The following is a 25,542-nucleotide window of genomic DNA, read 5'->3' on the forward strand; positions in this document are numbered from 1 at the left end:
TTACGCCTCCGCTTCAAACCAACCACGCACAGTAGCAATTTCTTTTCGGTGACTGCCATCCGCACCCTTCTCCGTTTCCATGACAACAGCTGAGCTTCGTAAAAGCTTGGAGGACAATAAGCTTTTCAGCCCCTGCTCTCCAATATGTCCTTGTCCGATTCCAGCATGTCTGTCGCGTCTTGAGTCGAAAGGAAACTTAGAATCATTTAAATGAACAGCAACAAGATGTGGCCAAAATCCAAGTCGCTCTCCTCGTTCAAGGAAGTCTTCCGTTCGCTCAGGGTTCCAGATACCAGCTGCGTAAGCGTGACAGGTGTCCAAACAAAATCCTATTTTCTCCGAAAATTGGCTAAGCTCTCGAACTTTCACGAGTTCTTCAAGTGTAATTCCTTCATTTCCATGGTTGCCCGCTTGATTCTCTATAAGCAGCTTAGTACGTCCATCCCAGGTCTGAAGCACCTCATTCATACATTGTATAATATTTTGATAGCCTTGTAACGGCTCCATTCCACCAAAATGTCCAAAATGAACAACGATGCCTAATGAACCACAAGCTTCTGCAATCTCTAGATCATTTAAGAGAGAGGATACATAAACCTTTCGTGGAGTAACATCATCTACACCAGCCGCCATGTTAATCCCATAGGGTGTGTGAGCAATCGAAGCAATCCCTTTGTCTTGGCAAAAGAGCGCACAATCCCTCGTATCTCGTACATCTACCTGTTTAAGTTTTAAACTACGCGGATTTTTAGGGAAATATTGAAAACATGTTGCACCGCTCTCCCAAGCGAATCGGGCAGCTCTCCCATATCCGCCACGAATGCTGACATGAGCCCCTATTTGAAGACTATTGGTCATGCTGACAGTCTGGGCAATAAAACACTTTGCGTCCAGACAGCTCTGTTTTGATAATTGTTCCCCCATCACGAAGACAAGACTCGCCTTCACGATCATACACTTTACATTGATTATTATATGAACCTGTAACAGTATCCCCAGTCATAAACGGCATTTCCATGTACCCACCAATTTCAGTGGCCTCAGTCAGTACTTTTTGGATGCTCTCATAAAGACGGGCTATAGATTCAGTTGTTAAATTCTGTACTAGTGCAGAAGGTAAAAGCCTAGCTTCAAAAGCAATCTCATCGGCGTAGCAATTCCCGACTCCAGCCATCACATGCTGATTTACTAACAGGCTTTTGAGCGCACCTCGCCGTCCCTTTAATAATCCTGTGAATCGTTCCAGCGTCATTCGACGATCCAGCAACTCAGGTCCAAGTTTACCCATTGTGGCTTCGCTTTCCTTAACCGACAGCAAATGTAAATACCCTAAGCGAAGTCCTATGAAGTAAAGGGTATGATCTCCAAATGCAATTTCGACTTGTGTGTTACGATCCGGCCGTTCTTCCTCCGTGCCATAAAAAAGTATTCCACCAAGCATCAAATGTAAAAGTAGTCTTCGTCCATCATGAAGATGAAACAAAATATACTTGGCACGCCGCTCAACAAAAACAACACGCGCACCGATCAATGCATTTCTAAAAGCTTCTGTTTCCATATTAATTGATTTTTCTCTGTTCACGATTACATCAGATATTGGCACATTTATAATATGCTGACTAAGCAGCTTTCTATAATTCTCCATTTCCGGCAATTCCGGCATAGCTCATCGTCCCTTCTAGGTTGGTGAAGTAATAAGATCCTAGCTATTATACACCGAGAAACGTTTTAAGTTCAGTTAAATCGGCACAAATTTCATCCGGTGAGATTCCGGTAAGGTTTTTATAGTGGTCAAGATTTTCTGCATTGGTTAATCCGGTAAATACAAGAACTGTACGACAGCCCGCATTTACTCCAGCTGCTATATCTGTACGCATATTATCACCGACAACCACTGCATGTTCAGGCTCTAAACCAAGAAGATCTGTCGCAAATTTGATTAAATGGGATTCCGGCTTGCCAATCACTACCGGACTCACTCCACTAGCAGCCTCGATGGCTGCTCCGATCGTACCTGCGCCAGGCATAATGCCATCATCTGATGGCAGCATTAAGTCTGGGTTAGTGAGTACAAACTTTGCTCCTCCCAGAATCCAGCGTGAAGCTTGCGAGAGCGACGTATAGTTGAAGGAGCGATCGATGCCTTGCAGTACATAATCGGGTGAGTCTGTGACAATGCGGAGCCCAGCTTCGGTACAAGCCACATGCAAACCCTCTTCTCCAAGTATCGCCACTGCAGCCCCAGGTGATTCCTCAGCTATGTAACGTGCGGCCGCCATTGATGAGGTACATACCTCCTCAGCTTTCGCATCGATTCCCATTCCACATAAATGTGCAGCCACATTAGCCGCTGTACGCGATGAATTGTTGGTAACAAATAAAAAAGGAATGCCCGCTTCACGCAGACCTTTAATCAGTAAATCAGCACCAGGAATCATTTTATGCCCATGGTATAACGTACCATCTAAGTCAATCAATAATCCTTTAATCTGTTCCATTATAAATCCCTCTATTTCCATAAAAAATTAATTAATGTGATAAATTAATAATGGTATTAATAAACATTCAACCTAAGCCCATCTTGGATTTAGAATGATTAATAATACTTTTTGTTTGGTGGTATTGTCCGTTTATTTTCGGCAAGATTTCCAGCCATTCGTACCTCTTTCACGCTGTAATTACTTTAAATCTAACACACTTCGTCGAATGAAATCGAACGAGAGACTCTTCCAGCATTTTTTATCATAGCACTGTCATTTCCTGCGCTTTCCCGGAAAATAATCATTTCCCCAATTGCCCGTTTTGTCTTCGATAAATTGGATATGTGCCGAATTCCTCCGCTAATAATGTCTCTGGAAAAATGAGCTCAGCTTCTTCCAGCAAAGGAATCAACTCTTCAGACGAACTGTAACGAGAGCTAAAATGAGTCAACAATAGTTGGCCTGCATTGGCTTCCTTGGCTAGCTCTGCAGCTTGACGTGCTGTACTGTGATGGTATTGATACGCCATTTCTGCCAGATCATGAGCAAAGGTTGCTTCATGAACGATAAGGTCTGCATGAAGTGAGAGTTCTAAAGCTCCTGAACAAGGTCTTGTGTCTCCCAAGATCGTAACAATACGCCCTCTTTTAGGTTCTCTAACAACATCAGCAGCGCAGATACGAACACCGTCATCCGTTATAACATCTTCACCTTTTTTTAATTTTCCATATAACGGTCCAGGCTTTAAGCCATAACTCTTTAGTAATTCCGTATTGAGGCTCCCGGGACTATCCTTTTCCGTTACCCGGTAACCATAGCTATCAATACGATGCTCTAATAATGCTGCCTCCACTTTAAAACCATCATCCTCAAATACCGTTCCTCCTGTATGCTCGACAATCTCAATCTTGTATGGAATTCGGGATTGGCTCACAGCTAAGGATATATCTAAGTATGCCTTCAATCCAGGGGGACCATAAACCGTTAAAGGAGATGTCCCTCCCTGATAACCACGACTAGATAATAAACCTGGAAGACCAAATAGATGATCTCCGTGTAAATGTGTAATAAATAGCTTTTCCAGCTTCCCTAGGCGAATCGGTGAGCGAAGAACCTGATGCTGAGTACCTTCCCCGCAATCGAACATCCAAATGCTACGGCGTTCTTCCAGAAGTCTTAATGCAATCGACGTTACATTGCGTTGTATAGTTGGTACCCCTGCATTCGTACCTAAAAAATATAATTCCATCCCTCTTCCTCCCTTCTTCTTATTGGCTGAACTATCTCTTATCTATTCTAAACGTCCTTCTTCCAGCAAAAAACCCCCCAGTTACGGGAGGTTCCGCTGAAAGGGATACAATCCCCCTACAGACCGGGTGTATAAATGAAAGAATTACAGCTTCTCTACATTAAAATACTGCGCTTCTGGATGAGCGAATACCATCGCCGAAACGGAAGCCTCAGGCTCCATCATAAAGCCTTCTGTAAGGTGAACACCGATATCCTCTGGGGATAACAGTTTAAATAGTGGTCCCTGATCTTCCAGATCTGGGCATGCAGGATAACCAAAGGATACACGAATCCCTTGATATCTTGCCCCATGTCTTTGTTTCATGGTCATATCTGCAGGATCTGGGAAGCCCCATGTATCACGCATCATGTGATGAACACGCTCCGCTAATCCTTCTGCTACTTCCAGCGCTACAGATTGTAACGCATGTGAGCGTAAATAATCTCCATTATCCTTAAGGGCTGTAGAGAGCTCACGAACACCATGTCCCGCAGTTACCACGAGGAATCCAACATAGTCCATCATTCCACTGTCGACCGACTTCAAAAAGTCCGCTAGACAGAGATAAGGCTCAACACCTTGTCTTGGAAAAGTAAAGGTATGCAGAATCTCGGCTGTATTCTGTGGATTGTACACGATAATATCGTTACCACTTGATTGTGCCGGAAAGAATTGATACATCGCATGAGGAGTAATCGTACCTTCCAGCATCGCTTGATGTAGAATGTCATCGACAGTACCTTTCAACTCCACAGTCCGCTCATCACCAGCAGCTAATTGCGCCTCTACAGAACCTCGTAGCCCCAGATGGTGACCGAGCAGCATTTGCATGTTCACATAAGGGATAATATGCCCCAATGGATAATTACGAATGACATGGCGCTCTAAATCGGGTGGAACAAATACAGGTGCATCTGGAGAAATTTTGGAGCGTACAGCTCTAGTCAGCGTAGGAAGCTCTTGCTTAGGAGCAACTGCCACTGCGGATTCTGCTTCCACTCGAATTTCCTCGGCAATTTTCTCCCGTTCAACAGGATTCATAAGCCGATTAGCAATATCGAGTCCATCCATAGCATCCTTAGCATATAATACCATCCCATCATATTCCGGCCGGATACGTGTTTTGGTGAACTTGCGAGTCAAGGCAGCACCACCTACCATAATAGGCACATCAATCCCAGCCGTGCGTAGGTCTTGCGCAGTCAGCACCATCTGCTGTGCCGATTTTACGAGTAGTCCAGACAATCCGATCGCATCGGCTTTTTCACGACGAAACGCTTCGATAATGGTCTCAGGTGGTACTTTTATACCCAAATTAATGATCTGATAACCATTATTGGATAAGATGATCTCCACCAGATTCTTACCTATATCATGCACGTCGCCTTTTACAGTTGCCAGCATGATCTTACCTTTTACCGATGTCTCATCCTTCTTCATAAACTGCTCTAAATGACCAACAGAAGCCTTCATCACTTCAGCGCTTTGCAGCACCTCAGCAACAATCAACTCATTGTTATTAAACAGCCGTCCAACCTCTGACATCCCGGCCATTAGCGGGCCATTGATAATCTCCAAAGGTCCTGATTTGGTAAGCGCCTCATTAAGGTCTGGAATAAGTCCTTCTTTGGTGCCTTCAACAACATATGAAGCCAGACGCTCTTCTAGTGACAGGTTAGAAATTTTCTCTTTTTTCTCAACCTTTTTCCCTCGGAAGGCGGCTACAAAAGCAGCAAGCGTGTCGTCATTTGTATTATAAATTAATTCCTCCGCAAGACGACGGTCTTCAGCAGGAATAGACGCATAACGTTCTACCTTCTCGGTATTTACGATCGCATAATCCAATCCAGCCTTAGTGCACTCATAGAGAAATACTGAATTCAGCACTTCACGTCCTGCTTCCGGTAATCCAAAGGAAACGTTGCTGATCCCCAAGATCGTATGAACACCTGGAAGTGCTTCTTTGATTAAACGAATCCCATCAATAGTTTCTCTAGCAGAGCCAATATATTGTTCATCCCCGGTTCCTACAGGGAACACAAGCGTGTCGAAAATAAGGTCTTCTCCAGCTAATCCGTATTTGTTCACTAATAAGTCGTAGGAGCGTTTGGCAACTTCCAGTTTGTCCGTAGCCTTAATTGCTTGTCCTGTCTCATCAATCGTACCCACTACGATAGCTGCGCCATACTTATGAATCAATGGAGTGACCAGCTCAAATTTTTCTTCACCATCTTCAAGGTTAATGGAGTTAATTATCGCCTTACCTTGACAGTACTGTAACGCCAGGTCAATAACCTTCGGATCGGTAGTATCGATCATCAAAGGAACTTTAACCTTTTTTACAACTAATTCTAGAAACAGCTTAATATCTTCAATCTCATCACGGTCCGGATCTTGCACGCAGACGTCGATAACTTGAGCACCACTCTTCACCTGTGCACGGGCAATTTCTGAGGCTTCCTCATATTTACCTTCGACGATAAGACGTTTAAACTTACGCGACCCTAATACATTCGTACGTTCACCGACCATGTATGGACGGTTGTCGTTCTCAATATAAATAGGTTCAATCCCTGAAAGTGCCGGTGGATGATTTCCTGCAAGCGGACGTGGAGGGAATTGTGAAAGTGCCTCCGACATAGCACGGATATGTTCCGGTGTCGTTCCGCAACAACCTCCCGCAATGTTAAGCCATCCCTTTTCTGCAAACGCAGCAATTTTACGCGCAAGAGAATCAGGAGATTCATGATAATGCCCATTCTCATCTGGCAGTCCAGCGTTCGGATAACAACTCACAGCCGCTGAAGAGATTGCAGAAAGTGATCGAATATGATCACGCATGAACTCTGGACCCGTCGCACAGTTCAGACCTATAGAGATAGGCTTCAGATGTTCTAAAGAAATATAGAATGCTTCAATGTTCTGACCGGCAAGTGTGGTACCCATCGGCTCTATTGTTCCCGAAATCATCACTGGCAATTTGATACCCGTCTTCTCAAATGCATTTCGAATACCTATACTTCCAGCCTTCACGTTCAAAGTATCCTGAGAGGTCTCTAGCAATAACGCATCTACTTGACCATCAATCAATGCCACTGCCTGTTCCTCGTAGCTATCAACGAGCTCTTGGAAAGTCACGCCTCCCGTAACAGAGAGTGTCTTTGTTGTAGGACCCATCGCACCTACAACATAGCGGGGACGATCTGGTGTATCATATTTATCAACGGCATTACGGGCTAGCTTTGCTGCAACCAGATTAATTTCACGAGCCCGCTGCGGAATATCATATTCAGCAAGTACAACAGACGTTGCACCAAATGTATTTGTTTCAATGAGATCAGCACCTGCTTCAAGATACTGCTCATGAATCGTCTGAATTACTTCTGGACGAGTTAATACTAGCATTTCATTACAGCCGTCCAATTCTTCCCCACCAAAATCCTCACCTGTCAGAGGCACCTGTTGGATCATTGTGCCCATTGCACCATCTAGAATTAATATTCTTTGTTGTAAGCTTTCCTCAAGTGTATATTTAGCCAACGTATAGTCCCCCCAGTAAAACATTAGAGTAAGTTTAGCAGAATAAAGGAATTTCGAAAAGCCTTCCTTTCCACTCTGCATTATCTGTAATCATAGGAATTGCTATTCTTTTAATTATGGTTTTACAGAGAGTTCTTTATTAGGCATAGAATGCTGAGTTCTAGCAGTTACGTGTGATGTAACAATATATTGTCCTTCTTTCGTTAGTGTTCCCTCTGCTTGATAGATTCCATCACTGACTAGCTTTCCTTTAAATTCAATTTTCTGTTCACTATCATCTTTACTCACAATTTCGAACAGAACCTCTTTCGCATCATCTACTGCCAAGTTGTCTTGCGTCACCACTGCTTCAAAGGTCACCTTCTGATTTACAACAACCTCTTCAGGACTCCAATGTAACTCGACCTTGATAGGCTCCATAGACATGTCCATGTTCATATTCATATTATGTATTCCAGATTGTTTGGTTTGGTCTGATGAACATCCTCCCAATACTAAAAGTGTTGCACCTAATAATAAAGGAACTATTGTTCTTGAAATCTTCATTTAGATTCCTCCCAGTCGAATTGATTACTAAGAATCTACCAATTCATGTTATACATTCTCCATCTATTATACACATTATTATTGGTTTTTCAGTATTTCGCATCAATTCAGCTAAACTCTTGTGACTTAAATCATATACTAGTAAATCTCATCTATCATACTAAGTATGATGTAGATATAAAAAAGACAGCAAGTCTCCTAGATACCTAGGAACTCACTGCCTTCTTAAAGCTTAAATGAATGAAATTTTATAAAGATTGGACTAATGAAAGAAGCTCTCCAAGATGTTTGATTTCATAATCCGGCTGAATTTCCGGATCTGGCTGTTTGCCTTTTCTATTAATCCAAACTGTAGTCAAACCTGTTGCCAGCCCACCACGAATATCCGTTGTAAGCTTATCTCCGACCATAACTCCTTGCTCAGGTGCAATATCTAAAAGTTCTAGGGCATGCAGAAAAATTTCCTTATCCGGCTTTCCTTTTCCGAAGCTTCCAGAAATCACGATGTGATCAAAGAAAGGAACGATTTCAGGTACGCCATCTAGTTTCTCTTGTTGCAATGCAGGGCATCCATTAGTCAGAAGCAATAGCTTCACTTTCCCCTTCAGTTCTTCAAGCACCTGAATCGTTTCTTCATAGATGTAAGGTCGATTTCTACGCTCTGCTGCGAATTTGGCTGCTAATGTCTCAGCAAGAACTTCGTCCTCTACACCAAGTGCTGCAAGACCACGACGCCATGCCTCTTTACGATATCCCGGTGCAAGCTGCTCCAATTGACGGAATTCCGGCTGTTCACCTGCAGTAAAGTTCCCCCAAAGTGCTTCAAACGGATTAATCCCAATCATCTTTGTAAACGGGTTCGTTTCGTAGGATTCATATAGTCCAATGGCTTCTTTACGCACCGCAAGTTCCAGTTCTTGTGGATCAATCGTATCCCCAGCGGCTTCACATGCAGAACGAAATGCTTCATTAACGCTCCGATCATCCCAGAGCAGTGTATCATCAAGGTCAAATAGTACGGCGGAAATTGGCATTACAGGTCTCCCTCTCCCATGGCTGGTTAATTTCTATTCGTGAACTACTTCAATTTGGTGAGCTTTTGCGAATGCTTCCAGTCGAGTCCCCATTGCATTGGTATCATAACGATTCATAAGTCTGGTAAAAATCCATTTCGTGCGTTTGCCTTTATGCTTAATTACAACAGCTCCACGCGAAAGGATGATTTTCTCAATATCAGAAGCTGGCAGATAACGTTCGCGGTTGAATTTTATAGTAGATAGTCTAGCATTCTCTACCTTCAAGTACGGACGTCGGAAGAACAGAAGTGCCGCTAGTAAGTAGTACAAAACGACTCCTAGCCAGTTCATAAGCATACCATTACCTTTGGCCTGGTCCACTGAACCAACCATCCAAAACATAGTACCAAGCACTAATAACACTACTGGAAATGCAATGTTACGGCCTTTAAAGGTTTCACTGTTCTTACCAGGAGATTTAGATTTAGATGCGTAAATCGTTTCCTTCCCCTGTTTCTTTCTTTGCTTATTAATTTGCTGCGTGTTGCGTTGAACCATTCTTTCCCAAGAACGGGCCATATGCGTTCCCCCTAGTCATCCAGTAATATCTATGAAAAGGAACAGGGTGTTAATGCTTACGCCCCTTGTTACCTTGTTCATGCTCATCATTATCGACCAATTCAATCGTATTCAATTGTGCTCGGAAGTTATTGCGAATATTCCCCAAATAAATTTCACGAAGCTTGGCGCGTTCCGCCGTTTCCTCTTGATTAAGGCCTACGCTCTTCTGTTTGCGTGCCAATTCGTTAATACGCGCGACCAACTCATCAATATTCAAAACTTTCCCTCCCCTTATAAATTAATTCTAACTCTGCCATGAGAAAAAGAGCTTGTCAAGGTTTACTCCCTGCAAGCTCTTCATGTCCTCTTATTATGTTCTTAGAATATTAATATATAGGTAAAGTGAGAATATCTCCAGCATTAATCTGACTACCTTTAATGCCATTGGATTTTTTAATTCCTTCTATATATACAGCCGTTTTCATATCAGAAGGTTTATTCTCAAGAGCAATACTCCAAAGTGTATCTCCACGTTCAACCACTACGCGCTTCTCATCCTTCATTAAAGTAGTAGATCCTGCAAATACATTACCTACTACTGTAAGTCCTGATAGTACGAGCACGATGATCAATGTCAGTTTAATAACAAAATCTCTACGGAACAAACGCATCAAGCCTTCAAGCAAAAGCTCTGTAATCTCTTTAATCTGAGCTGAATAACGGGTAATAGGATTATGTCCTAAAGATTCAACCACTGGGGCTTTATCGTAGATGCTACGGTATGTACTGTATTTTAACATGAATATCATCCTCCAAACACTTGTTCTTACTTTTGAAATTATAATAACACGAACATGTGTTTTGTTCAATACTATTTTAGAACAATTGTTCTCTTTTTTTTCAGAGGTTAATATTTACCATATTCTTCATATAAAGAATCACTCTTATCGTTTAGATGAAGGAAACGCAATCAATACAAGACTACCATTTATTAACTCTTTCGAATTAATATTTATAATAGTTAGAACTTATGTTTGTGCGAACGGTAGTTCTATGTTATAATTTTCCCAAACATTACTATATGGGGTTGATTCCAATGTCAAAGATTTCAAGTCGCCAGCTGGCGATCCTGGAATTTATACGTAGCGAAGTCCGCAGCAAGGGTTATCCTCCTTCCGTCCGGGAGATTGGAGAAGCTGTTGGTCTTGCTTCCAGCTCCACAGTTCACGGTCATTTAGATCGGCTAGAGAAGAAGGGACTTATCCGTCGAGATCCAACGAAGCCTCGTGCGATAGAATTGCTTGGCCAAGAGGATTCCGAGAATGTCCATCATTTCGCGCAAACCGTCGCTCGCATTCCTGTCGTAGGTAAGGTTACCGCCGGGGTTCCTATCACTGCTACTGAGAATATTGAAGACTACTTCCCGCTTCCAACTCACTATGTTGGAGATAACAAAGTATTTATGTTATCGGTTCAAGGTGACAGTATGGTCGAAGCTGGGATTATGAATGGCGACTATGTTATTGTTCGTCAACAACAAACGGCTGATAACGGAGATATCGTTGTAGCTATGACCGAAGAAGATGAAGCAACCGTTAAGACTTTTTATAAAGAACGTGATCATATACGTCTTCAGCCGGAGAATCCGGCGTACGAGCCTCTTCGCCTTAATCGCGTGACCATTCTCGGCAGAGTTATCGGATTATTTCGAGATATCCACTAAGTATGCACTCCTACCAAGCGAAAACGGATACCGTCCTTTAGGACGGTATCCGTTTCTACGAGAAGTATAAGGATAGGGTATATCGTATAATATATACTTTCTTTTATTTTTTAAAAAAAGCTGTTCTGCAAATGCAGAACAGCTTTTTTATTGTTATCAAACTCCATTTATCAATTACAGAACATTTGTTCTCATAGGCTAAAATGACCATTTTTAATGAATAACCGTTTAGGCATCCTCCTCATATCTTAATTAGAAAGGAGTGTTGCACAATGCCAAATTACCGGATTATAGTTGATCTGACGCAGCGTATGCTTTATCTTCTTGATAACGACATTGTGATCAGGGGCTTCCCAGTCGGAATCGGTAAAATGTTAACTCAATCACCACTCGGTGAATTCACAATCATTAACAAACAACCCGATCCAGGTGGTCCATTTGGGGTCTTTTGGATGGGTCTATCTAAGCCTCATTATGGGATACATGGAAATAATGATCCCTCATCCATAGGGCACGAAGTATCCCATGGTTGTATTCGTATGTACAATGAAGATGTGTTAGCACTAGCTGCGATTGTACCGATTGGAACACGAGTAACGATCAGGAATTAAATCTATCTCTATAGATAAACACGCCTCACTCATGGTTCAATGGAGGGGGCGTGTTTGTATTTATGTATTTTTGATGACCTAATAGGAATTATGTGGTTATATGTCGAATAATGTTAACAGGATTTCAAATTGAAAGGAAGTGTCTCGTTTTGAACAACTCAAAAATTAGAACCCTCGTCGATTTTAAAGTCGATGCACTTGTTAAACTCTCTGGCTTATTGTTAAATAACGATCAAGCGAGTGGAAAAAAAGTAAATTTACTCACCTCATTCGGCAGTATTCAAGGGACCATCTCCCCTTCCACCTCCAATAAAGAGGATGTTTTCGACTTAAAATCTCTAATGGATGATGTCATTGTAGATGAATACATATCTTATTTAGGTGCGGAACATCCCGATAAAAATTTCAGCTATAACTTTGTAGTCCTTAATGATGTTTCTGTAAGACCCTATATTCACTATGAATCTCCGATCGAATACAAACAGCTAATTGTTTATACCGATCAAATCACAGCCTTCAATTTCTTATGATTTTGACATATTTATTTTAAAAAGCTCTCAACAAAGCACTCCAGCAGTTGCCCCAATTTTGCACTCAGCTCGCAAAATCGGCAGATCTCTGGGTGCTTTCTCTTTTTCTAATCAGTAGTCGTTTCCTAAATTCCCACGATTTTCGCTCTTAACAGATACTAGTAGAGAGAATTCAGGCATATCTTTCAATAAGCAATAAATCTTGCTCTTCTGAGATCTTTGGAGGTGTGATTACATGCTGATTTTCTTGATGTATATGTTTGCCATTGTAGGAGGAATCTTAATTCTAAGTGCCGTTTTTATAGAATTAAAAAAACTATCTACTTCTTCTGAACTTTCTAAGCTGTTAAACGCAACCTCATCTTTTAATATTATATTCACCAAAACATTCATTCCGCCCAATCAATCGCACTTGATCGCCCTTAATGAACCTTATAAAAAAATAGCAATAGGTACCAGCAATCCGAAAACAAGCAAAAAAGCAATAGCAAAGCTATACTCGTTCGACAATATAATGGGATCAGAGATTGTTGTTAACGCACTAACCCTTTCAAAAGTATCTAAACGACAACAAAACAGTAAATCAACTGCTTCAAGTGCGGATATTAATGTGGTTAATAGCGGTGACGAAGAGGCTGATGTTATCGAGGAACTTACGCTTAAAATATACATGAACAGCAATGAAATACCTGTGTATAGTATTTCCTTCTTGCCAGGCTTACTGCCCATTCAACAATCCGATAATCAGTACAAAGAAGCTTACTCCCAAGTCCAACAATTACATGCGTTCTTCAGGTCGATCGTATCCGAATAAACGCTCCCTACCGCCTATTATTACTTCACTTTACTTTTCCCAATTAGAAATTTTGAAAACCTTAAGGAAAGACAAAAAAACGGTCCTTTTGGGAGGGCCGTTTTCGCTGCATCCAACATTCATTTTAAAATTGCACACTAAATCCGTTAAATTGGTGAATGCCCGTACCATGAGCGACAAGATCCCGTTCACGTAATTCACGAACTGCCTTCATTACCTCTTGCAAAATAGCTGGATCTAGACCCAACGTATTATGAGAGCCGAATACTTGAGATACATTTGGAATTTGCGCAATCTTTTCTAAAGAAGCCACTAAATCTGCCGGACTAGTAGAGGGATAAAAAGCATAAATTGGCGTAACATCATACAACAAATCCCCTGTAAACAGATACCCGTTGGCATGATCAAAGATGCTAATATGACCTGGTGAATGACCCGGTGTGTGGTAAATTTCTAATCTACGCCCGCCTAAATCAAGCACATCTCCCTCTCGCAATAGAGCTGTTGGTTTTCCTTGATAAGGCGTATACGTATTAGGATCAAACGTCTCAGGAATAGGAAGAGTAATATCTCGGCTCATATCTTTTCTGATCTGGGCAAGGGTCAAACCTCGTATTCCATTAATTAGCCAATCCTCATCCTCTTTATGAACATAGATCGTCTCAAATTGTCCATGACTGCCTATATGGTCTGCATGCACATGCGTAGTGATGACAGCGATAGGTAAATCCGTTAACTGATCCGTTATTCTTTTTATATTATCGATGCCTAATCCCGTATCAATCAACACCGCTTGTTCTTTTCCTAACAACAAAAAAGAGTGCACCTTTTCCCAATGCCCATATTCACTGATTGCATAAGTAATTGGATCAATTTTCGTGACTGTGAACCATCGATCTTGAATCAAGTGTGATCCTCCATTCCGTTCCATTTCTCCCTTACCTGCTCTTCTCCTTTATAATAGTCCGCTTGTTGATCCGCCTGATAAATTTCTTGATAGGGGAGAATGTTGATTTTACCTGAGTCCGGATATTCGCAAACATCTATGCCCTGGTTCGTTCGGAGATCAAGATACTTGCAAGGGGCATCCGTATGATTATAAAGTTGATGTGCTCCTTCAGGTCCCATTTCAAAAAATAGCACATCACCTTCAGAAACCTCACTAAAACCCTCGGGAGTTCTTAACATCGCTTTTCCCGTCAAAATCACAAATATTTCTTCAGCGTTTCTATGAAAATGATAAGGAAAGGAATACTTATCTGGATCAAGCGATCTTATGTCGAAGACAAGATGTTTAGAATTAGCGATCTCAGCTAACCTCTCACTCGTATGCCAAGCAAACTCAGGGATCGGAGATAACTTCTGTTTAAATGAAACTGTATTTTCATTAAAAATCTTCGCCAAATATAACACCCCTCATCCATTACGCTTTTCTTTCAATATAATCGGTTTGGTACTTTATGTAAATGCAGATTATCAGGTTTAATAATAAAAAAAGCCCCGCCAGCTTTGGCGAGACTCTTATATGTGAAATATCCTATTTATTTTGAAGAACGATTTTGATTTCTCCATCTGAACTAAAACTTAAAACCGTAAAATCAGTATTGATTTCAAGTTCTTTCCAATCCTTAGGAAGCTGGTAAGCTAGTTTGCCACGAATTTTCTTTCCCGCAGCTAAAGCGCCGTCCATTGTTCCTACTTGACTATCCAAAGTATGAGCCATGAGATCTTCATTTATGGAGAAGCTGTCTTGGTATGCATTGAACATTAGCATAGAGCTTACCATATAATCTTTACTGGAAATATTCTCAAGTATAATTCCGATTTCTACAAACTCATTCCCCTCTGATGGTTGTACATAATCATTTCCCTTAGGCTTTTCCAGAGATTCAACTGTAAGCTTAAAATTCTTAGTTGTGATGGTTTGTCCAACTTCAGTTATCATCGTTTCCTTTGGCTCTTCAGTAGGCTTGCTGGTAGGCTTTTCCTTTTCGACCGGTTTCTCTGTTGCTGCAGTATCATCTACCTTTGCCACTGCTGGTTCTGATTTTGATACTGTAGGTTCACTATCATTCCCCTGTGATCCAATCACCCCTATTACAACAAAAACAATAATAAGCCAAAACCACCATTTTTTAAAAAAAGGTTTCTTTGTTTTCAATATTCTACTTCCTCTCAGATAATATCCACTTCCAACTTTTGCTAGGAAAATATACCCATATTATCCTATGAAAGATATACCTTTGCAAGAAAAATATAAAATAATGTCAGATGATAAGAATAATTGTGACTGTTATATTAAATTCCATTTTACTTGAACTATAAATATAAAAAACCTCAACGGCAAAGACATAAAGGGTCTAAAGGTTCTTGTAAAAAGTCATGTATTGCACTCTTTACCACTCTTGAACTTGAGTGAGGTAAATATCACAACAAATATACTAGTCCAGCTATACCACAGGAGAGAACCCCTCCTAAAGCAGACCATTTCGCTACTTTGTTTTTAATTTTACGGTCTTCTTTGGATTCCGAATAAAAATTCCCTCTTTGCTGAGTACCTGTCGTAAATCCTCCAACACATATACCAGAGATCACAAAAAAAGCCAGTCCTATATATATGAAAATGCGCATATTAGTGCTCCTCCCAGGAAAGTATTGTATATCTATATATAAGATATTCTAACATTATTCTCCACTACTAATTGGAAAAGTTAAAATGATGTATGACGAGAATACACATAATCGAGGAATCATGGGTATGAGCTCAGGTGCTATTTCTTGTGGCGATTGGTATTACAGCCCTTCTGGTGTCTACTTAGTTTCTCCACTAACGGAGAGTCCTCTTCTTCGGGTTTGGACTCAGATGACGTTATTTACAAAATAATCGTCTTTTGTGCAGGGTTTCGGACTCCAGTAACCTTATTGCTTCTTTAGAGCATAATATTGGGTACTTTTCAGGCCAATAACTGCATCGCGGTTCGCTAGCAACTTTGTATGCGAACCCATAAGCCTAATCAGACGACTAATTTAATGCAGTTTGTCCTTATGCTCAAGAATATCCTCAAAAAGAAGGGAGTGCCTCAACAGCCGTCGCTGACGGGGCACTCCCTTCTTAAATAAACATGCAACCATGCGCACCCCTTTTTAATGCTCTCCTTCAACAGGTTTTTTAATAGTCTTTTAAATCCTTTATCAAAAATCCCTGTCAACAGTTCATCATAAACTTTGTTCTTTGTCTGGATGCTCATTTCCTTACTCAGCAGATAACCGGCTTTCTGATCAACGAGCTTTCGCAAGAATCCGTGAACGATCTTATTATTAGCGAGGATTGTAGCTTCTACCAGCGCCCCACCTGCTCCAATGGTCATTCGCTTACGTTTTAAGCTATCAGCCTTATTCCGGTAGTAGCGTTCACCAGCAAGTTTTTCCTTACGTTCCTGGGATGATAACCAATCATCTATTTCTTGCTTAACGATCTACTCGTCTGTCATAGCGGATGCCGCACCTTTTTCAATGATCCGGTTAACCTCTTCTGTTGTGCTCAATTAGTTTCCTCCTCTCCTATTAATCAAATGAGAACGAAGCTGGACGCATAACAATGGTGTTCACAAAATAGCGGTCACCGTGCATCTGGTGGTCATGTTGCTTAATGGGCTTCTCTTCCCCGCAATCAGCTGCCTTTTCATCCCATATGTAGGACGATAACTCGCGAAAGGTTTCCTTGCAGCAATCATTATAGAGAATCTTTCCGGTATTCAGTGCTGAGGCTACATTGCGGATGCCTTCTAACACATCGTTTTTTGCCTTTTTCACTATAAACTTTCCGTATTTTCTTACAGTAGCTATAAAGCTTGCTGCGGAAGAGTCAATGATAAGACTTTGAAGCGATATATCCCCAACGAATTCAACCAAATCATGATAGTACTCTTTATCCGTCTTCTGTTGGCTCTGCTGGCGACCGTCATAGTGGTATTCTTTCACCTTGTACCAGACACCAGAAAAAAGCCCCGACAGCCCGAACGTCATCGGGTTTTGGGTGCCGTAGTCACAAGAGATATGTGATATTTGCTGTAGCGGCGATCCTCTGTCTTAACAGGTTACAGTTAAACCAATACTTTGCCCCATCTACAGAACATCGAGCAGTCGCTTGTTCTACAAATGAGCGCGGCATCAAGGCCACTTCATCAAAAACATTCCTGTAAGCGTGATCCCATGTATCAAATCTTGACTTCGTTCATCCTTACCCCCAAACAAGTAGAAGTCTTTACTTACCGGCCTCCTGCTGATAGTAAGATAGTTCTCTGCCCTATGATCCACTACAATGTATCCTCTGGAGTTAAGCATTTGCTTCAACGGCTCTATAAGGTTCCGTCGAAGAGCACCTATAGTCTTTCCCGCCATCCCCAGGTTCTCGCCGTTGAAGGTTTCAGTAGCCCAAACAATAAATGAAAAGGACATTGAAGATGTTTTACCAAAGCGGACTGCACCATCAAAAATTAAAGCATCTTTATCTGCGTGAGGGCTTTCACCTTACATCCACCAAGTAAGAACCTGAATCTGCTTACTAGAGAATGGTTTCTATTTAAAGATTGCATCCTTACGCTTCACTTTCATCTGACCACACTCCTCTCGCTTGAGACTTGAGAGCCTCAATGAAGCCATCGTCTGGCAAATCATTAGCGTCTGGAGGAGTCATACCCTTAATTTCAAGTTGTAGTTTCTGAACGCGAAGCTTAGTTTCTTCATCCATGTAGCCTAGATACTTTTCCAGCTTATCCAGTGCCTTGAGCTTGTTATAAAACTTGATCCTAAGACCTTCACGTCCCTGCTTTACCTCACTCACTAACGTTCCGTCGACCTCTTCTGAGGATTTAAAACACATATAGCTTACTGGTCTAGTAATTGGATCACCTTCGTTATCTAACACTGGACCATATTCACTCATAACTGTTTCTTCTTGGGACCTGAATTCCACATAATCAGAAGTATCAGCAAATGCGATTTTAAGATACTCGGCTATAACCCGATGAACGCTCAACCCGATCTCAACAACCATCTGATCCTTCAACCTTGTGATTTCTGCCTGTATTTCAGGTTTCCTCAGGTTTTCCATCCTATGGAATAGGCAGCCCTCTTTGAATCACCGGCAGCTAAGGCCGCTCTAGTTGCGTTGAAGTCTCGCATATATTCAAGGACAAACATTCTTTGCTTGTCAGTTAGCTCAGCTTCTACTTCAGGTGGATCACCCCGAGCCACTTCTTTTTTCTGTTTATTGGATTTCGGCTTCTTTTGTTGTACAACACTCTTTTTTTCTTTGGCTGTTGTACAACATTATTTGATGATTGTTGTACAACACTCCATTTATCACGCTGCTTTCAGACGGCTACCTTCTTTTCATCAATATCCAGTTGCTCGGATATCTGCCTGCTTGTTATTTCCCCACCGTGCTCACGCCATATCTCTAGTGCGCGGTCCCGGTTTGGATCACGTGCTCTTGGCATTACATTATCACCACCCCCGACAATTCAGGATCTTTACCCATGTACCTTACTTCACCGTCACCTCTGCAGCTTTTTGGGTTTAGATTATGGGGTTATAAGAAAATTTTAAAGAGTATTTTATAACCTCACAAATTATCCACATTTAAATTGCGTATTATCCCTTCAAACAAAGTGCATCTTAATCCTGTAATATACAAAACACTTTAAAGAGAATGAAAAATAATGACCATTAACAATCCAGCTTTAAACAATTCCATTGTTAAACAAAAGTTATCTCCATCTGATCTCCAAATAATTAGCGATATTGTCGAAGTTACTTTTTCTGATGTAGGCTTGATGGGAGCCTATGAGGATCTATGTTCCGCAGCTGCTAACGCCGGTAGAGATGCTTGCAATAATCTAAGTAATCCCATTGCGGTAGCAGCTTGCAAATTAGCTGTTAATGCTGCTGAAGCTGAATGTAAAAGTCGTTGCTAATGAAATAACATAAACAAAAAAACGAACAGCACACCTAAGAGGATGCTTTCCGTTTTTTTGTTAAAATATTCAGCTATGGTCACCACATCTTTATTATATCATTGTCGAGCTCAATTAACCGTGAGCTCATCGGCTGGCGTGGGTTTTTCACACACCATTCATTATAAGAGTCGAATAGTTAATAGGTTCCTCCTATATATAGGTGGCTATCGGGTGACAACTTTCAAAATAATTAAAAATCTCATTGTTTTTATTGATTTCTTTGTTATAGATTTGATTCACCAACACTAGATAAGGAGGATATTTATGAACATTAATTTGACACCTTATATAACAGTGCAAGAGCATTCGGTGCTGCATTTGCTGGACTATACTTCGGACATCGATATTCCAAATAAAGAGAGGATATGAAATTTATCAAAGAGTGTCTTCAAAAACTGTATTCGCCACTTGTATTCCGAATCTATAATTATCTATACGTGTCGGATGTTCAACTTGAATTTCTCTATCTAAAAAACCACGCCGTTTCTATGTGTAGAAACAGCGTGGCATTAGCTTCATATGTGTTACGATGCAGGCGGAATGAACCAGCGCTGATTGGCGCCGCGATTATAATCCCACTGGATAGCCTGTCCTCCATCGGATGTCGATTGTCCCGATATATCCAAATACTTGCCGCTACCTCGGTTGATAATATACGACGAGTCACCTCTATCCAGATTGGTTGGAACAACTTTCCATTGCTGGTTCCATCCGCCATTATCCGGCCATTGAATCACATTAGCACCATCGGATGTAGACGATTCGCTGACTTCCAGTAAATCTCCGCTTTCTACGTTTCTGATGTGATAATAGCCGTCTCCTAGATCTTCGAAATACCATTTTTGATCATTAACAATGGAATTCCAATTAAAGTGCCATTGTATGATAAGCGCCCCATCCGCTTGTTTATCCCATCCACTGACTCCCAATGCTTTATTGCTATTTACATTTATAATGACTTTAGGGTTCGTTCCAGCAGCATGCATCGTCTGAGTAAATGCAGCAGATGCTGCGGATCCAATAAATACAAGTGCCAGAATCGCTATCAACCATTTCCTATTGAGTAACCGTTTCATAAGATAAGTCCACTCCTTTAATTTTCATTTAGTCAGATTTCAACTTCTCCCAATCAAACTGCCATTATACGATTAGAATGTCGCCTCCTTTGATAAAAAGTAATTAATACCCATTTCATCAAATCTCATGATGGTTTTCTATTTCTATCGTTTGAAGGCGAGCGCTCGTAATGAAGTTCATAGAAATAGATCTAGAAGAAATCAATTCAAATATAGGGAAATTATTCCTTAATTATACATCATTCACAAAAGAGATGTTGTCAATTTAATCACATAAAAACAAACTATTTTGATGTGATTTTCCAATTTCCACCTGCCCTCGGGCAATATACTCGTTAACACTCTCCTTTTTTATTCCAAGTAGATGAGCAATTTGACTACGTGAGTAGCAATTGCCAAAAGCTAATACATAACATTCTTTTTCGCGAGGACTCAATGTTGATAATGCATCTTCAATCTGAAATCTTTGCCACTCTGATAAATTACTTGGACTCCCTGCATTACTTTGTTGGATAAATGATTGCATTCGAATAGGGTCCATCAGTATCTCACGCTGATATACTGCTCGCCTTTCTATCCCACGTTTATTACCTGGTCTACGTCCTGTAGACAGCCACTCTATCACAAACTCACAATCTGATTTCATCCCTGAGATAACTTTTTTATCATCAGCGTCAGCCTTTCTATATGCTCGCTCCGCGCCTTTGAGGGTGAGTTGATAGTTAAGGCAGTTGCTGGACCTAAGTCCGTTACCTTTAATACAGGAGCCTTACTATTGGCGATGTTCATCCTCATTCCCCTTTGTGTATAATTTGGTCGAGGATAGAAGCAGCTATTGCCCTGACACATCATGGCTTTTTTCTGTATAAATACATTCCACCATCATAGAAAACATCTTCATGTTTGTACTGATAGGAAATGTGTTGTATGCATCCTTAAATCTCACCCAGGTCGGTCCCCAAGCCAGTACATCTACAGGTAAGCCCGGGCTTGCAGTAAAAATAAATTGACGATGACCGGCTCTTAATGCGTTTTGAGTGTCTTTGTATTTCATTCTACTGACCCCTTTATCACAAATGGACGCTCAGCAGCCTTACCAATAGGTTTGGGATATTTCGAATCTAGGTTTGCTCTCTCTTCCTCCGTGAGTTGTGATCTTTTAATCTTTCCTTGCCCACCGCCTGTAGATTCAATCTCCTTGCTTTTGATTCCTGAGTACCAATCGCTTATTATTATTTCCTCGCTTTCGGATTATCAAAGTCTCTTGTTCCTCTCTCAACCCGTGCTATATTAAATAAGAGGTGAATTTTATGAACGGTAAGAAAGTTATCATTATTCTTTTGTCCATCTCTTTACTGGGTGTGATTGCTTACTTCGGAATCGCTTATGGATTACTTTGGTATATCTTTAATGGTTAAGATCTATGATTACCCGGGCCCCATTTTACTGGAATTATTCGATCTGATTCGATGGCCTTCTGCCTAATAGTCAAGTTCCATCTCTTCGATCTGCTCTTTGTACCTGTCCCAAGTGTCTTCTTCAAAGCATTTTTTATAACTACTCAAGCTATGTCCTTACCCTTCTATGATGTCATTCAAGTCAATGCAAATTGTTCTCTCAAACATCGTGACTTTCATGCCGCCCTCTTCAAACGGATAGGTACCTACGGCTTCTGCGAAGTCCTCCAAGCCTGAAAAATCAAGATGAACGTAGGCATATTCCGTTTTGTTCTTCTGAAATTCCTGAGTATATAGGCCAGTTTCGTTTTCATTGAGCAGATGGTACAAATCTGCATTTACTTCTTTCATCCTCTTCTCCCCCTTATACTTCTATTAGTCCAAGAATTCTTTAATCAAATTTCCTTTACGATCAAAGTATTTGGTACGCCACCAGGGATGGCAGTTCTCAGCGTAGTATTTCCCCTCGAAGCAAACGTCAATATTTCCCGAGTTATTGCCACCCATCACGCCACATTACCCGTCAACCTCGATCTTCATTCCTTGATATGCGAAGTCAATTGCACGGCGCTCGCAAATCTCCCGGAAGGTCGCTGGATTGGTGAACAAGTCACTGACCTTGAAACCGCCGATCTTCCGGCAGCGCAATTTCTTGACTACTGTACCGAGCTTCTCTTCCCACAATCCATCCTGAAGGTATTCCCAAAATGAATACTTAGCCTTCCCAGCAGTTTCACCTTGTACTGTTCGTCTGCACCAAGGATCATCCCATTCGCTCCACTGGACCCATACTTCATAAGTATTCATCGTGTATCGTCTCCTTTGATTGGGGTCTCAGCCCCCTAAATTAATCCAGCGCTGATACTGTACGCTCTATACTTGCAATCAGATTCATGTTCATGAACACTTGTATTCGAATTCCCTTCATATCCCGATAAAATGCCCATGCCTCAGAATCGTTTTGCGTTGCCATTTCTACCTTTCCATGCAGCGTGTTAATCAAAACGTATACAATGTAATGCTTATCCATGTGTCTCAGCCCCCTTATAAGTTCAGTACAGCCAATTCCATCATTTATATCCTCCTTGTGGGAGAGGAGGGCTATTAACCCATCTCTGTCCCAGTATTTTCGTACTGTGTAGCATGTGGACATCAACCTAAGTTGGCATGATATAATAAATTTGATAATAATTATCTTTTTTTTTGAAAGGGGATAAACATGAATAACATAAAGAAGGAAAATCAAAATATTAATAAATGGCTTTCTATTATTTGTCTTATATTAATACCTCTCTCTGTTGGCATCGGAATTGTATTCGATATTTATCGAGATCCAATACAAATTCTGCTTATGGCGTTAGGTTTTATAAGTTTATCTTGGATAAATTGGTCAAAGTATAAAGAGAAATCTAAGTTGTAAATACTTTTGTTTCACAGTATGCGTCTACTGCGTCATAAACTTTGGGAGAGGAGTGCTGTAACCTCCTCTATCCCTTAATGTCATGTATCTTCGTACTGCGCAGTAAATAACTTCAAATAAGTTCTTTTTTTTAGTTTTAGTTTGTTATAATAAAACAATAACTATTAATGAGGTGTTATCTTGCAATATATTTTTTTAATACCATTGGCATTTGTTTGGGCGATTCCCTTGGTTTTACTGTTAAAAAGAGATTATCTTACTAAAAACAAGGTTTCAGATAAAAATGCTGGCATAGAGAAAAAATTAGACAGAATAATAGAATTGCTTGAAAAAGATAAGGGTGCATAATCACTTTTATCTTTTTTTATGTCGCAGTATGCGTCTACTGTGCCTTTGGGAGAGGAGGGATACTCCTACTCCCTTAATGATCTGGTGCGGCCCCCGCGTTGCTGGGTTTATGCTGTCGGACGATAGCCTTCGCCCCTTAGAACAACGTTAATTGCATATTCTTCAACCGTTCCATTCCGTCTGCAGCATGTCGTTCATCACGCCCTATAGCGATATATTTTCTTCCAGTCCTTGATGCAGCCACAGCCGTTGTACAACTTCCAGCACAATTGTCTAGGACGGTTTCCCCGGGTTGGTGTAGGTGCGTATGAGGTATTCGCACAACTCCACTGGTTTTTGATTTGGATGGATTAGTTCAGGATCATCGTTGTTAACTACCGGATAGTACAAGACACTGCGCGGCAATCTCTCAGTCTATCCCACCTCGTTTGACCACGGAATTCCATCACCATAAATAGATGATTTATGATTGTTAGTCGCCGTTTTATGTCCGTAACTCATTTGAGCATTATAGGTCGGCAGCCTTTTATAAAAGACTAGTATGTTTTCATGAGCTTGCAGCGGCATGACCTTTGTTTAAGTGTCCTGTTGCCTTGTTCTTTTCCCATATCCATTCATATTTAAATAATTTCATATTGCTGGCTGCGAGTGCCTTATCAAATGGGGCTTTAGCAAATAAGACGATTGCCCCGTTATCCTTAATGATCCGTTCATATGCCTTCCATAGCTGATCAAACGGCAGGATAGAATCCCAAGGGCTCTGCGTTGTGCCGTATGGTAGATCGCATAGGATCATGTCCGCACTTCCCATAATTTGTTAATAGCGATAATGTACTTATAACTAATTAATAATAAGGAGATAGTTAAATTGCATAAAAAGAAATATTTCACCCTTTCACCACCGTTCCTCATTCTAGGGATCATCTTGGCTTTTACTCTTCCATACGATAAAAGGTCTTATGCATTATTAGCAACCATGATGGCATTTTGGATTACTTACTATGTTTGGATTTATATAGAGAAGCTGATACAGAAGAAAAACGAATAGCATTTGTTACGCCTTATGTGTCTACTTAACAATACTAAGCGTGATAAATGCCGCCTCTGCCCTCTCTCGGGGGCAAATGTTTGTCTTATCCTTTACCTGTGTCATGACTTGTTGCTCCCTTCCTTATTTCACTTCAGAGCATCCGAAGCCATGTGATAAAAAAGATTTGGCGCCGCGGATTTAATCTTTTCAAGTGCTTCCTGTAGATCATTTCGCTCAGAAATCAAATCAGAAACATTCATTTCCTCTGCGTACGCCCACTCGGTCAGGATTTTCATTTGCCCTTGATATTCTTCCAGCTCCGCCTGTTGCCGGGCTATGGTCTGCTGTACCTCTGCTAAATCCCTCTGAACATCTGTGCCAGCCATCATCAACCCGTTTACAGCTTCTTTCCAACGCGCGTTCTGTTGTTGTGACTCTTCTAGTGAGTGAATTAAATACGCAATGTCTACCTTTTCAATCATGAACCACCATGGAGAACCTGCTTTAAAATTTCTCTTTATCTCTTCTATCCGTTCTGGTGTCATGCTGGATAAGGGAATTTTCCCTGATTCACTCATAACTGCACTCCTTCCCAGTTCCAAATCTGTTGTTGCCCTTTGGCTGGAATCGGAGCCAGCAGTTGCTTAATGTCTGCCAATTCCCAAGCATAGCGTCCTTGATCAAACCATCCGAAGGAATACTCTTTATCAAGAGTATTGAAGTGAGTTTTTCGAGTGTCTGATTCTAAGGCAATCACTCCGCCCAGCACATCTCGCCGGATTCTGAAGCAATCTATCAACTCTGAAATAGCTACCAAAGCCCCAGTCGGTAAGTTGTCCACTGTATAACCGTTCCGAATCAACGCTGCTTTAATCTCTGGCACCTCGCAGGCTTCTTTATCAATCTTCTTCCCTGCATGGATAGCGAGTGGTCCTCTGTGCTTTGTGGGCGCGCGTTTCAAACTTCTTCTCATTGAGAGCTATCAGTGTTGCGCACGGCTGAATGATGGTTGAATTCATGGCTTTGCCTCATTTCTTCATCGTGTTTTCAAATAAATTAAAGAAATGTTAATAATGTTT

General features: G+C 41.1%; 33 protein-coding genes and 1 pseudogene. 6 read left to right on the forward strand and 28 right to left on the reverse strand.

Annotated features, from left to right (window positions below):
* The 10 genes from NST34_RS17865 to NST34_RS17910 form a co-directional block, all read right to left on the reverse strand.
* A complete protein-coding gene (locus NST34_RS17865) occupies window positions 1-858 on the reverse strand; it encodes a deoxyribonuclease IV (protein WP_341128453.1) in 858 nt (285 codons plus the stop codon).
* Complete coding sequence (locus tag NST34_RS17870) at window positions 848-1,663, reverse strand: Fpg/Nei family DNA glycosylase (protein WP_341124961.1); 816 nt, start codon at window positions 1,661-1,663, stop codon at window positions 848-850. The genes NST34_RS17865 and NST34_RS17870 overlap by 11 nt, the downstream gene beginning before the upstream one ends.
* Window positions 1,664-1,709: 46 nt before the next feature.
* Window positions 1,710-2,498, reverse strand: a complete 789-nt coding sequence (locus NST34_RS17875; RefSeq protein WP_341128454.1) for an HAD-IIA family hydrolase — start codon at window positions 2,496-2,498, stop codon at window positions 1,710-1,712.
* Window positions 2,499-2,781: 283 nt separating this feature from the next.
* Window positions 2,782-3,729, reverse strand: a complete 948-nt coding sequence (gene rnz / locus NST34_RS17880; protein ID WP_076298752.1) for a ribonuclease Z — start codon at window positions 3,727-3,729, stop codon at window positions 2,782-2,784.
* 144 nt (window positions 3,730-3,873) lie between these two features.
* On the reverse strand, window positions 3,874-7,251 hold the full coding sequence (gene metH / locus NST34_RS17885) for a methionine synthase (RefSeq protein WP_445667695.1): 3,378 nt from the start codon (window positions 7,249-7,251) through the stop codon (window positions 3,874-3,876).
* 174 nt (window positions 7,252-7,425) lie between these two features.
* A complete protein-coding gene (locus NST34_RS17890) occupies window positions 7,426-7,857 on the reverse strand; it encodes a FixH family protein (RefSeq protein WP_341128456.1) in 432 nt (143 codons plus the stop codon).
* Window positions 7,858-8,105: 248 nt separating this feature from the next.
* Window positions 8,106-8,891 carry an HAD family hydrolase gene (locus tag NST34_RS17895; protein ID WP_341128457.1) on the reverse strand — a complete coding sequence of 262 codons (786 nt, stop codon included), beginning with the start codon at window positions 8,889-8,891 and terminating at the stop codon, window positions 8,106-8,108.
* Window positions 8,892-8,924: 33 nt separating this feature from the next.
* The gene (locus NST34_RS17900) at window positions 8,925-9,452 is read right to left on the reverse strand and encodes a hypothetical protein (protein WP_149647306.1); all 528 of its coding nucleotides are present in this window, start codon (window positions 9,450-9,452) and stop codon (window positions 8,925-8,927) included.
* A gap of 49 nt (window positions 9,453-9,501) precedes the next feature.
* A complete protein-coding gene (locus tag NST34_RS17905; RefSeq protein ID WP_042188845.1) occupies window positions 9,502-9,711 on the reverse strand; it encodes a DUF896 domain-containing protein in 210 nt (69 codons plus the stop codon).
* A gap of 109 nt (window positions 9,712-9,820) precedes the next feature.
* The gene (locus NST34_RS17910) at window positions 9,821-10,234 is read right to left on the reverse strand and encodes a LysM peptidoglycan-binding domain-containing protein (RefSeq protein WP_339265088.1); all 414 of its coding nucleotides are present in this window, start codon (window positions 10,232-10,234) and stop codon (window positions 9,821-9,823) included.
* A gap of 296 nt (window positions 10,235-10,530) precedes the next feature.
* Here NST34_RS17910 and lexA point away from each other — a divergent pair, with 296 nt between their 5' ends.
* The 4 genes from lexA to NST34_RS17930 all read left to right on the forward strand — a co-directional run bounded on the left by lexA (window position 10,531) and on the right by NST34_RS17930 (window position 13,112).
* A complete protein-coding gene (lexA, locus tag NST34_RS17915) occupies window positions 10,531-11,157 on the forward strand; it encodes a transcriptional repressor LexA (RefSeq protein ID WP_042188849.1) in 627 nt (208 codons plus the stop codon).
* A 272-nt stretch (window positions 11,158-11,429) separates the two neighbouring features.
* Complete coding sequence (locus NST34_RS17920) at window positions 11,430-11,768, forward strand: L,D-transpeptidase (protein ID WP_042188851.1); 339 nt, start codon at window positions 11,430-11,432, stop codon at window positions 11,766-11,768.
* 149 nt (window positions 11,769-11,917) lie between these two features.
* The gene (locus tag NST34_RS17925) at window positions 11,918-12,298 is read left to right on the forward strand and encodes a hypothetical protein (RefSeq protein WP_341128458.1); all 381 of its coding nucleotides are present in this window, start codon (window positions 11,918-11,920) and stop codon (window positions 12,296-12,298) included.
* Between the two features lie 235 nt (window positions 12,299-12,533).
* Complete coding sequence (locus NST34_RS17930) at window positions 12,534-13,112, forward strand: hypothetical protein (RefSeq protein WP_341128459.1); 579 nt, start codon at window positions 12,534-12,536, stop codon at window positions 13,110-13,112.
* Between the two features lie 124 nt (window positions 13,113-13,236).
* Here NST34_RS17930 and NST34_RS17935 read toward each other — a convergent pair whose 3' ends face one another.
* The 9 genes and pseudogenes from NST34_RS17935 to NST34_RS17975 all read right to left on the reverse strand — a co-directional run bounded on the left by NST34_RS17935 (window position 13,237) and on the right by NST34_RS17975 (window position 18,613).
* Complete coding sequence (locus NST34_RS17935) at window positions 13,237-14,019, reverse strand: MBL fold metallo-hydrolase (protein WP_445667670.1); 783 nt, start codon at window positions 14,017-14,019, stop codon at window positions 13,237-13,239.
* Window positions 14,016-14,516 carry a cupin domain-containing protein gene (locus NST34_RS17940; RefSeq protein ID WP_341128461.1) on the reverse strand — a complete coding sequence of 167 codons (501 nt, stop codon included), beginning with the start codon at window positions 14,514-14,516 and terminating at the stop codon, window positions 14,016-14,018. The genes NST34_RS17935 and NST34_RS17940 overlap by 4 nt, the downstream gene beginning before the upstream one ends.
* Before the next feature lie 133 nt (window positions 14,517-14,649).
* Window positions 14,650-15,273, reverse strand: a complete 624-nt coding sequence (locus tag NST34_RS17945) for a DUF4352 domain-containing protein (protein ID WP_076283529.1) — start codon at window positions 15,271-15,273, stop codon at window positions 14,650-14,652.
* 266 nt (window positions 15,274-15,539) lie between these two features.
* Window positions 15,540-15,743: a DUF5316 family protein gene (locus tag NST34_RS17950; RefSeq protein WP_341128462.1), complete on the reverse strand. Its 204-nt coding sequence runs from the start codon at window positions 15,741-15,743 to the stop codon at window positions 15,540-15,542.
* Window positions 15,744-16,192: 449 nt separating this feature from the next.
* The gene (locus NST34_RS17955) at window positions 16,193-16,588 is read right to left on the reverse strand and encodes a phage portal protein (protein WP_341129566.1); all 396 of its coding nucleotides are present in this window, start codon (window positions 16,586-16,588) and stop codon (window positions 16,193-16,195) included.
* An 88-nt stretch (window positions 16,589-16,676) separates the two neighbouring features.
* Window positions 16,677-17,669, reverse strand: a pseudogene (locus tag NST34_RS32155) (PBSX family phage terminase large subunit).
* Between the two features lie 40 nt (window positions 17,670-17,709).
* On the reverse strand, window positions 17,710-18,225 hold the full coding sequence (locus NST34_RS17970) for a terminase small subunit (RefSeq protein WP_341128465.1): 516 nt from the start codon (window positions 18,223-18,225) through the stop codon (window positions 17,710-17,712).
* On the reverse strand, window positions 18,213-18,314 hold the full coding sequence (locus NST34_RS32160; RefSeq protein ID WP_445667696.1) for a terminase small subunit: 102 nt from the start codon (window positions 18,312-18,314) through the stop codon (window positions 18,213-18,215). Before NST34_RS32160 ends, NST34_RS17970 begins: the two co-directional genes overlap by 13 nt.
* A 173-nt stretch (window positions 18,315-18,487) precedes the next feature.
* Window positions 18,488-18,613, reverse strand: a complete 126-nt coding sequence (locus NST34_RS17975; protein ID WP_341128466.1) for a phage terminase small subunit-related protein — start codon at window positions 18,611-18,613, stop codon at window positions 18,488-18,490.
* 222 nt (window positions 18,614-18,835) lie between these two features.
* On the opposite strand from NST34_RS17975, the gene NST34_RS17980 reads away from it, so the two are divergent.
* Window positions 18,836-19,090: a hypothetical protein gene (locus NST34_RS17980; RefSeq protein ID WP_341128467.1), complete on the forward strand. Its 255-nt coding sequence runs from the start codon at window positions 18,836-18,838 to the stop codon at window positions 19,088-19,090.
* Between the two features lie 566 nt (window positions 19,091-19,656).
* Here the strand turns inward: NST34_RS17980 and NST34_RS17985 are convergent.
* The 6 genes from NST34_RS17985 to NST34_RS18010 all read right to left on the reverse strand — a co-directional run bounded on the left by NST34_RS17985 (window position 19,657) and on the right by NST34_RS18010 (window position 22,695).
* Complete coding sequence (locus tag NST34_RS17985; RefSeq protein WP_076298762.1) at window positions 19,657-20,208, reverse strand: RICIN domain-containing protein; 552 nt, start codon at window positions 20,206-20,208, stop codon at window positions 19,657-19,659.
* 265 nt (window positions 20,209-20,473) lie between these two features.
* Window positions 20,474-20,968, reverse strand: a complete 495-nt coding sequence (locus NST34_RS17990; RefSeq protein ID WP_341129567.1) for a sigma factor-like helix-turn-helix DNA-binding protein — start codon at window positions 20,966-20,968, stop codon at window positions 20,474-20,476.
* A gap of 72 nt (window positions 20,969-21,040) precedes the next feature.
* Window positions 21,041-21,262: a hypothetical protein gene (locus NST34_RS17995; protein WP_341128468.1), complete on the reverse strand. Its 222-nt coding sequence runs from the start codon at window positions 21,260-21,262 to the stop codon at window positions 21,041-21,043.
* Between the two features lie 520 nt (window positions 21,263-21,782).
* Window positions 21,783-22,016 carry a hypothetical protein gene (locus NST34_RS18000; RefSeq protein ID WP_341128469.1) on the reverse strand — a complete coding sequence of 78 codons (234 nt, stop codon included), beginning with the start codon at window positions 22,014-22,016 and terminating at the stop codon, window positions 21,783-21,785.
* Window positions 22,017-22,181: 165 nt separating this feature from the next.
* A complete protein-coding gene (locus NST34_RS18005; RefSeq protein ID WP_341128470.1) occupies window positions 22,182-22,472 on the reverse strand; it encodes a hypothetical protein in 291 nt (96 codons plus the stop codon).
* Between the two features lie 40 nt (window positions 22,473-22,512).
* The gene (locus NST34_RS18010) at window positions 22,513-22,695 is read right to left on the reverse strand and encodes a hypothetical protein (RefSeq protein ID WP_341128471.1); all 183 of its coding nucleotides are present in this window, start codon (window positions 22,693-22,695) and stop codon (window positions 22,513-22,515) included.
* A gap of 570 nt (window positions 22,696-23,265) precedes the next feature.
* Here NST34_RS18010 and NST34_RS18015 point away from each other — a divergent pair.
* Window positions 23,266-23,433, forward strand: a complete 168-nt coding sequence (locus tag NST34_RS18015; RefSeq protein WP_341128472.1) for a DUF4083 family protein — start codon at window positions 23,266-23,268, stop codon at window positions 23,431-23,433.
* A 547-nt stretch (window positions 23,434-23,980) separates the two neighbouring features.
* Here the strand turns inward: NST34_RS18015 and NST34_RS18020 are convergent.
* The 3 genes from NST34_RS18020 to NST34_RS18030 form a co-directional block, all read right to left on the reverse strand.
* On the reverse strand, window positions 23,981-24,229 hold the full coding sequence (locus tag NST34_RS18020; protein ID WP_256716243.1) for a hypothetical protein: 249 nt from the start codon (window positions 24,227-24,229) through the stop codon (window positions 23,981-23,983).
* Between the two features lie 380 nt (window positions 24,230-24,609).
* On the reverse strand, window positions 24,610-25,041 hold the full coding sequence (locus NST34_RS18025; RefSeq protein WP_341128473.1) for a hypothetical protein: 432 nt from the start codon (window positions 25,039-25,041) through the stop codon (window positions 24,610-24,612).
* Window positions 25,038-25,436, reverse strand: coding sequence for a 2-oxoglutarate dehydrogenase E1 (locus tag NST34_RS18030; protein ID WP_341128474.1), 399 nt, complete (start codon window positions 25,434-25,436; stop codon window positions 25,038-25,040). The genes NST34_RS18025 and NST34_RS18030 overlap by 4 nt, the downstream gene beginning before the upstream one ends.
* Window positions 25,437-25,542 lie beyond the last annotated feature (106 nt).

The sequence above is a fragment of the Paenibacillus sp. FSL H7-0714 genome, from assembly GCF_038003765.1.
GTDB lineage: Bacteria > Bacillota > Bacilli > Paenibacillales > Paenibacillaceae > Paenibacillus_AQ.

Coding starts and splice junctions, on each gene's coding strand:
- NST34_RS17980 (WP_341128467.1), top strand. CDS start 18,836: ATGACCATTAACAATCCAGCTTTAAACAATTCCATTGTTAAACAAAAG.
- NST34_RS17970 (WP_341128465.1), bottom strand. CDS start 18,225: ATGGAAAACCTGAGGAAACCTGAAATACAGGCAGAAATCACAAGGTTG.
- NST34_RS18000 (WP_341128469.1), bottom strand. CDS start 22,016: ATGAAAGAAGTAAATGCAGATTTGTACCATCTGCTCAATGAAAACGAA.
- NST34_RS17910 (WP_339265088.1), bottom strand. CDS start 10,234: ATGTTAAAATACAGTACATACCGTAGCATCTACGATAAAGCCCCAGTG.
- NST34_RS17870 (WP_341124961.1), bottom strand. CDS start 1,663: ATGCCGGAATTGCCGGAAATGGAGAATTATAGAAAGCTGCTTAGTCAG.
- NST34_RS17930 (WP_341128459.1), top strand. CDS start 12,534: ATGCTGATTTTCTTGATGTATATGTTTGCCATTGTAGGAGGAATCTTA.
- NST34_RS17975 (WP_341128466.1), bottom strand. CDS start 18,613: ATGCCAAGAGCACGTGATCCAAACCGGGACCGCGCACTAGAGATATGG.
- NST34_RS18030 (WP_341128474.1), bottom strand. CDS start 25,436: ATGAGAAGAAGTTTGAAACGCGCGCCCACAAAGCACAGAGGACCACTC.
- NST34_RS17900 (WP_149647306.1), bottom strand. CDS start 9,452: ATGGCCCGTTCTTGGGAAAGAATGGTTCAACGCAACACGCAGCAAATT.
- NST34_RS18025 (WP_341128473.1), bottom strand. CDS start 25,041: ATGAGTGAATCAGGGAAAATTCCCTTATCCAGCATGACACCAGAACGG.
- NST34_RS17950 (WP_341128462.1), bottom strand. CDS start 15,743: ATGCGCATTTTCATATATATAGGACTGGCTTTTTTTGTGATCTCTGGT.
- NST34_RS18010 (WP_341128471.1), bottom strand. CDS start 22,695: ATGGATAAGCATTACATTGTATACGTTTTGATTAACACGCTGCATGGA.
- rnz (WP_076298752.1), bottom strand. CDS start 3,729: ATGGAATTATATTTTTTAGGTACGAATGCAGGGGTACCAACTATACAA.
- metH (WP_445667695.1), bottom strand. CDS start 7,251: ATGGGCACAATGATCCAACAGGTGCCTCTGACAGGTGAGGATTTTGGT.
- NST34_RS18020 (WP_256716243.1), bottom strand. CDS start 24,229: ATGATCCTATGCGATCTACCATACGGCACAACGCAGAGCCCTTGGGAT.
- NST34_RS17895 (WP_341128457.1), bottom strand. CDS start 8,891: ATGCCAATTTCCGCCGTACTATTTGACCTTGATGATACACTGCTCTGG.
- NST34_RS32160 (WP_445667696.1), bottom strand. CDS start 18,314: ATGTTTGTCCTTGAATATATGCGAGACTTCAACGCAACTAGAGCGGCC.
- lexA (WP_042188849.1), top strand. CDS start 10,531: ATGTCAAAGATTTCAAGTCGCCAGCTGGCGATCCTGGAATTTATACGT.
- NST34_RS17865 (WP_341128453.1), bottom strand. CDS start 858: ATGACCAATAGTCTTCAAATAGGGGCTCATGTCAGCATTCGTGGCGGA.
- NST34_RS17995 (WP_341128468.1), bottom strand. CDS start 21,262: ATGAAATACAAAGACACTCAAAACGCATTAAGAGCCGGTCATCGTCAA.
- NST34_RS17875 (WP_341128454.1), bottom strand. CDS start 2,498: ATGGAACAGATTAAAGGATTATTGATTGACTTAGATGGTACGTTATAC.
- NST34_RS17920 (WP_042188851.1), top strand. CDS start 11,430: ATGCCAAATTACCGGATTATAGTTGATCTGACGCAGCGTATGCTTTAT.
- NST34_RS17890 (WP_341128456.1), bottom strand. CDS start 7,857: ATGAAGATTTCAAGAACAATAGTTCCTTTATTATTAGGTGCAACACTT.
- NST34_RS17985 (WP_076298762.1), bottom strand. CDS start 20,208: ATGAAACGGTTACTCAATAGGAAATGGTTGATAGCGATTCTGGCACTT.
- NST34_RS18005 (WP_341128470.1), bottom strand. CDS start 22,472: ATGAATACTTATGAAGTATGGGTCCAGTGGAGCGAATGGGATGATCCT.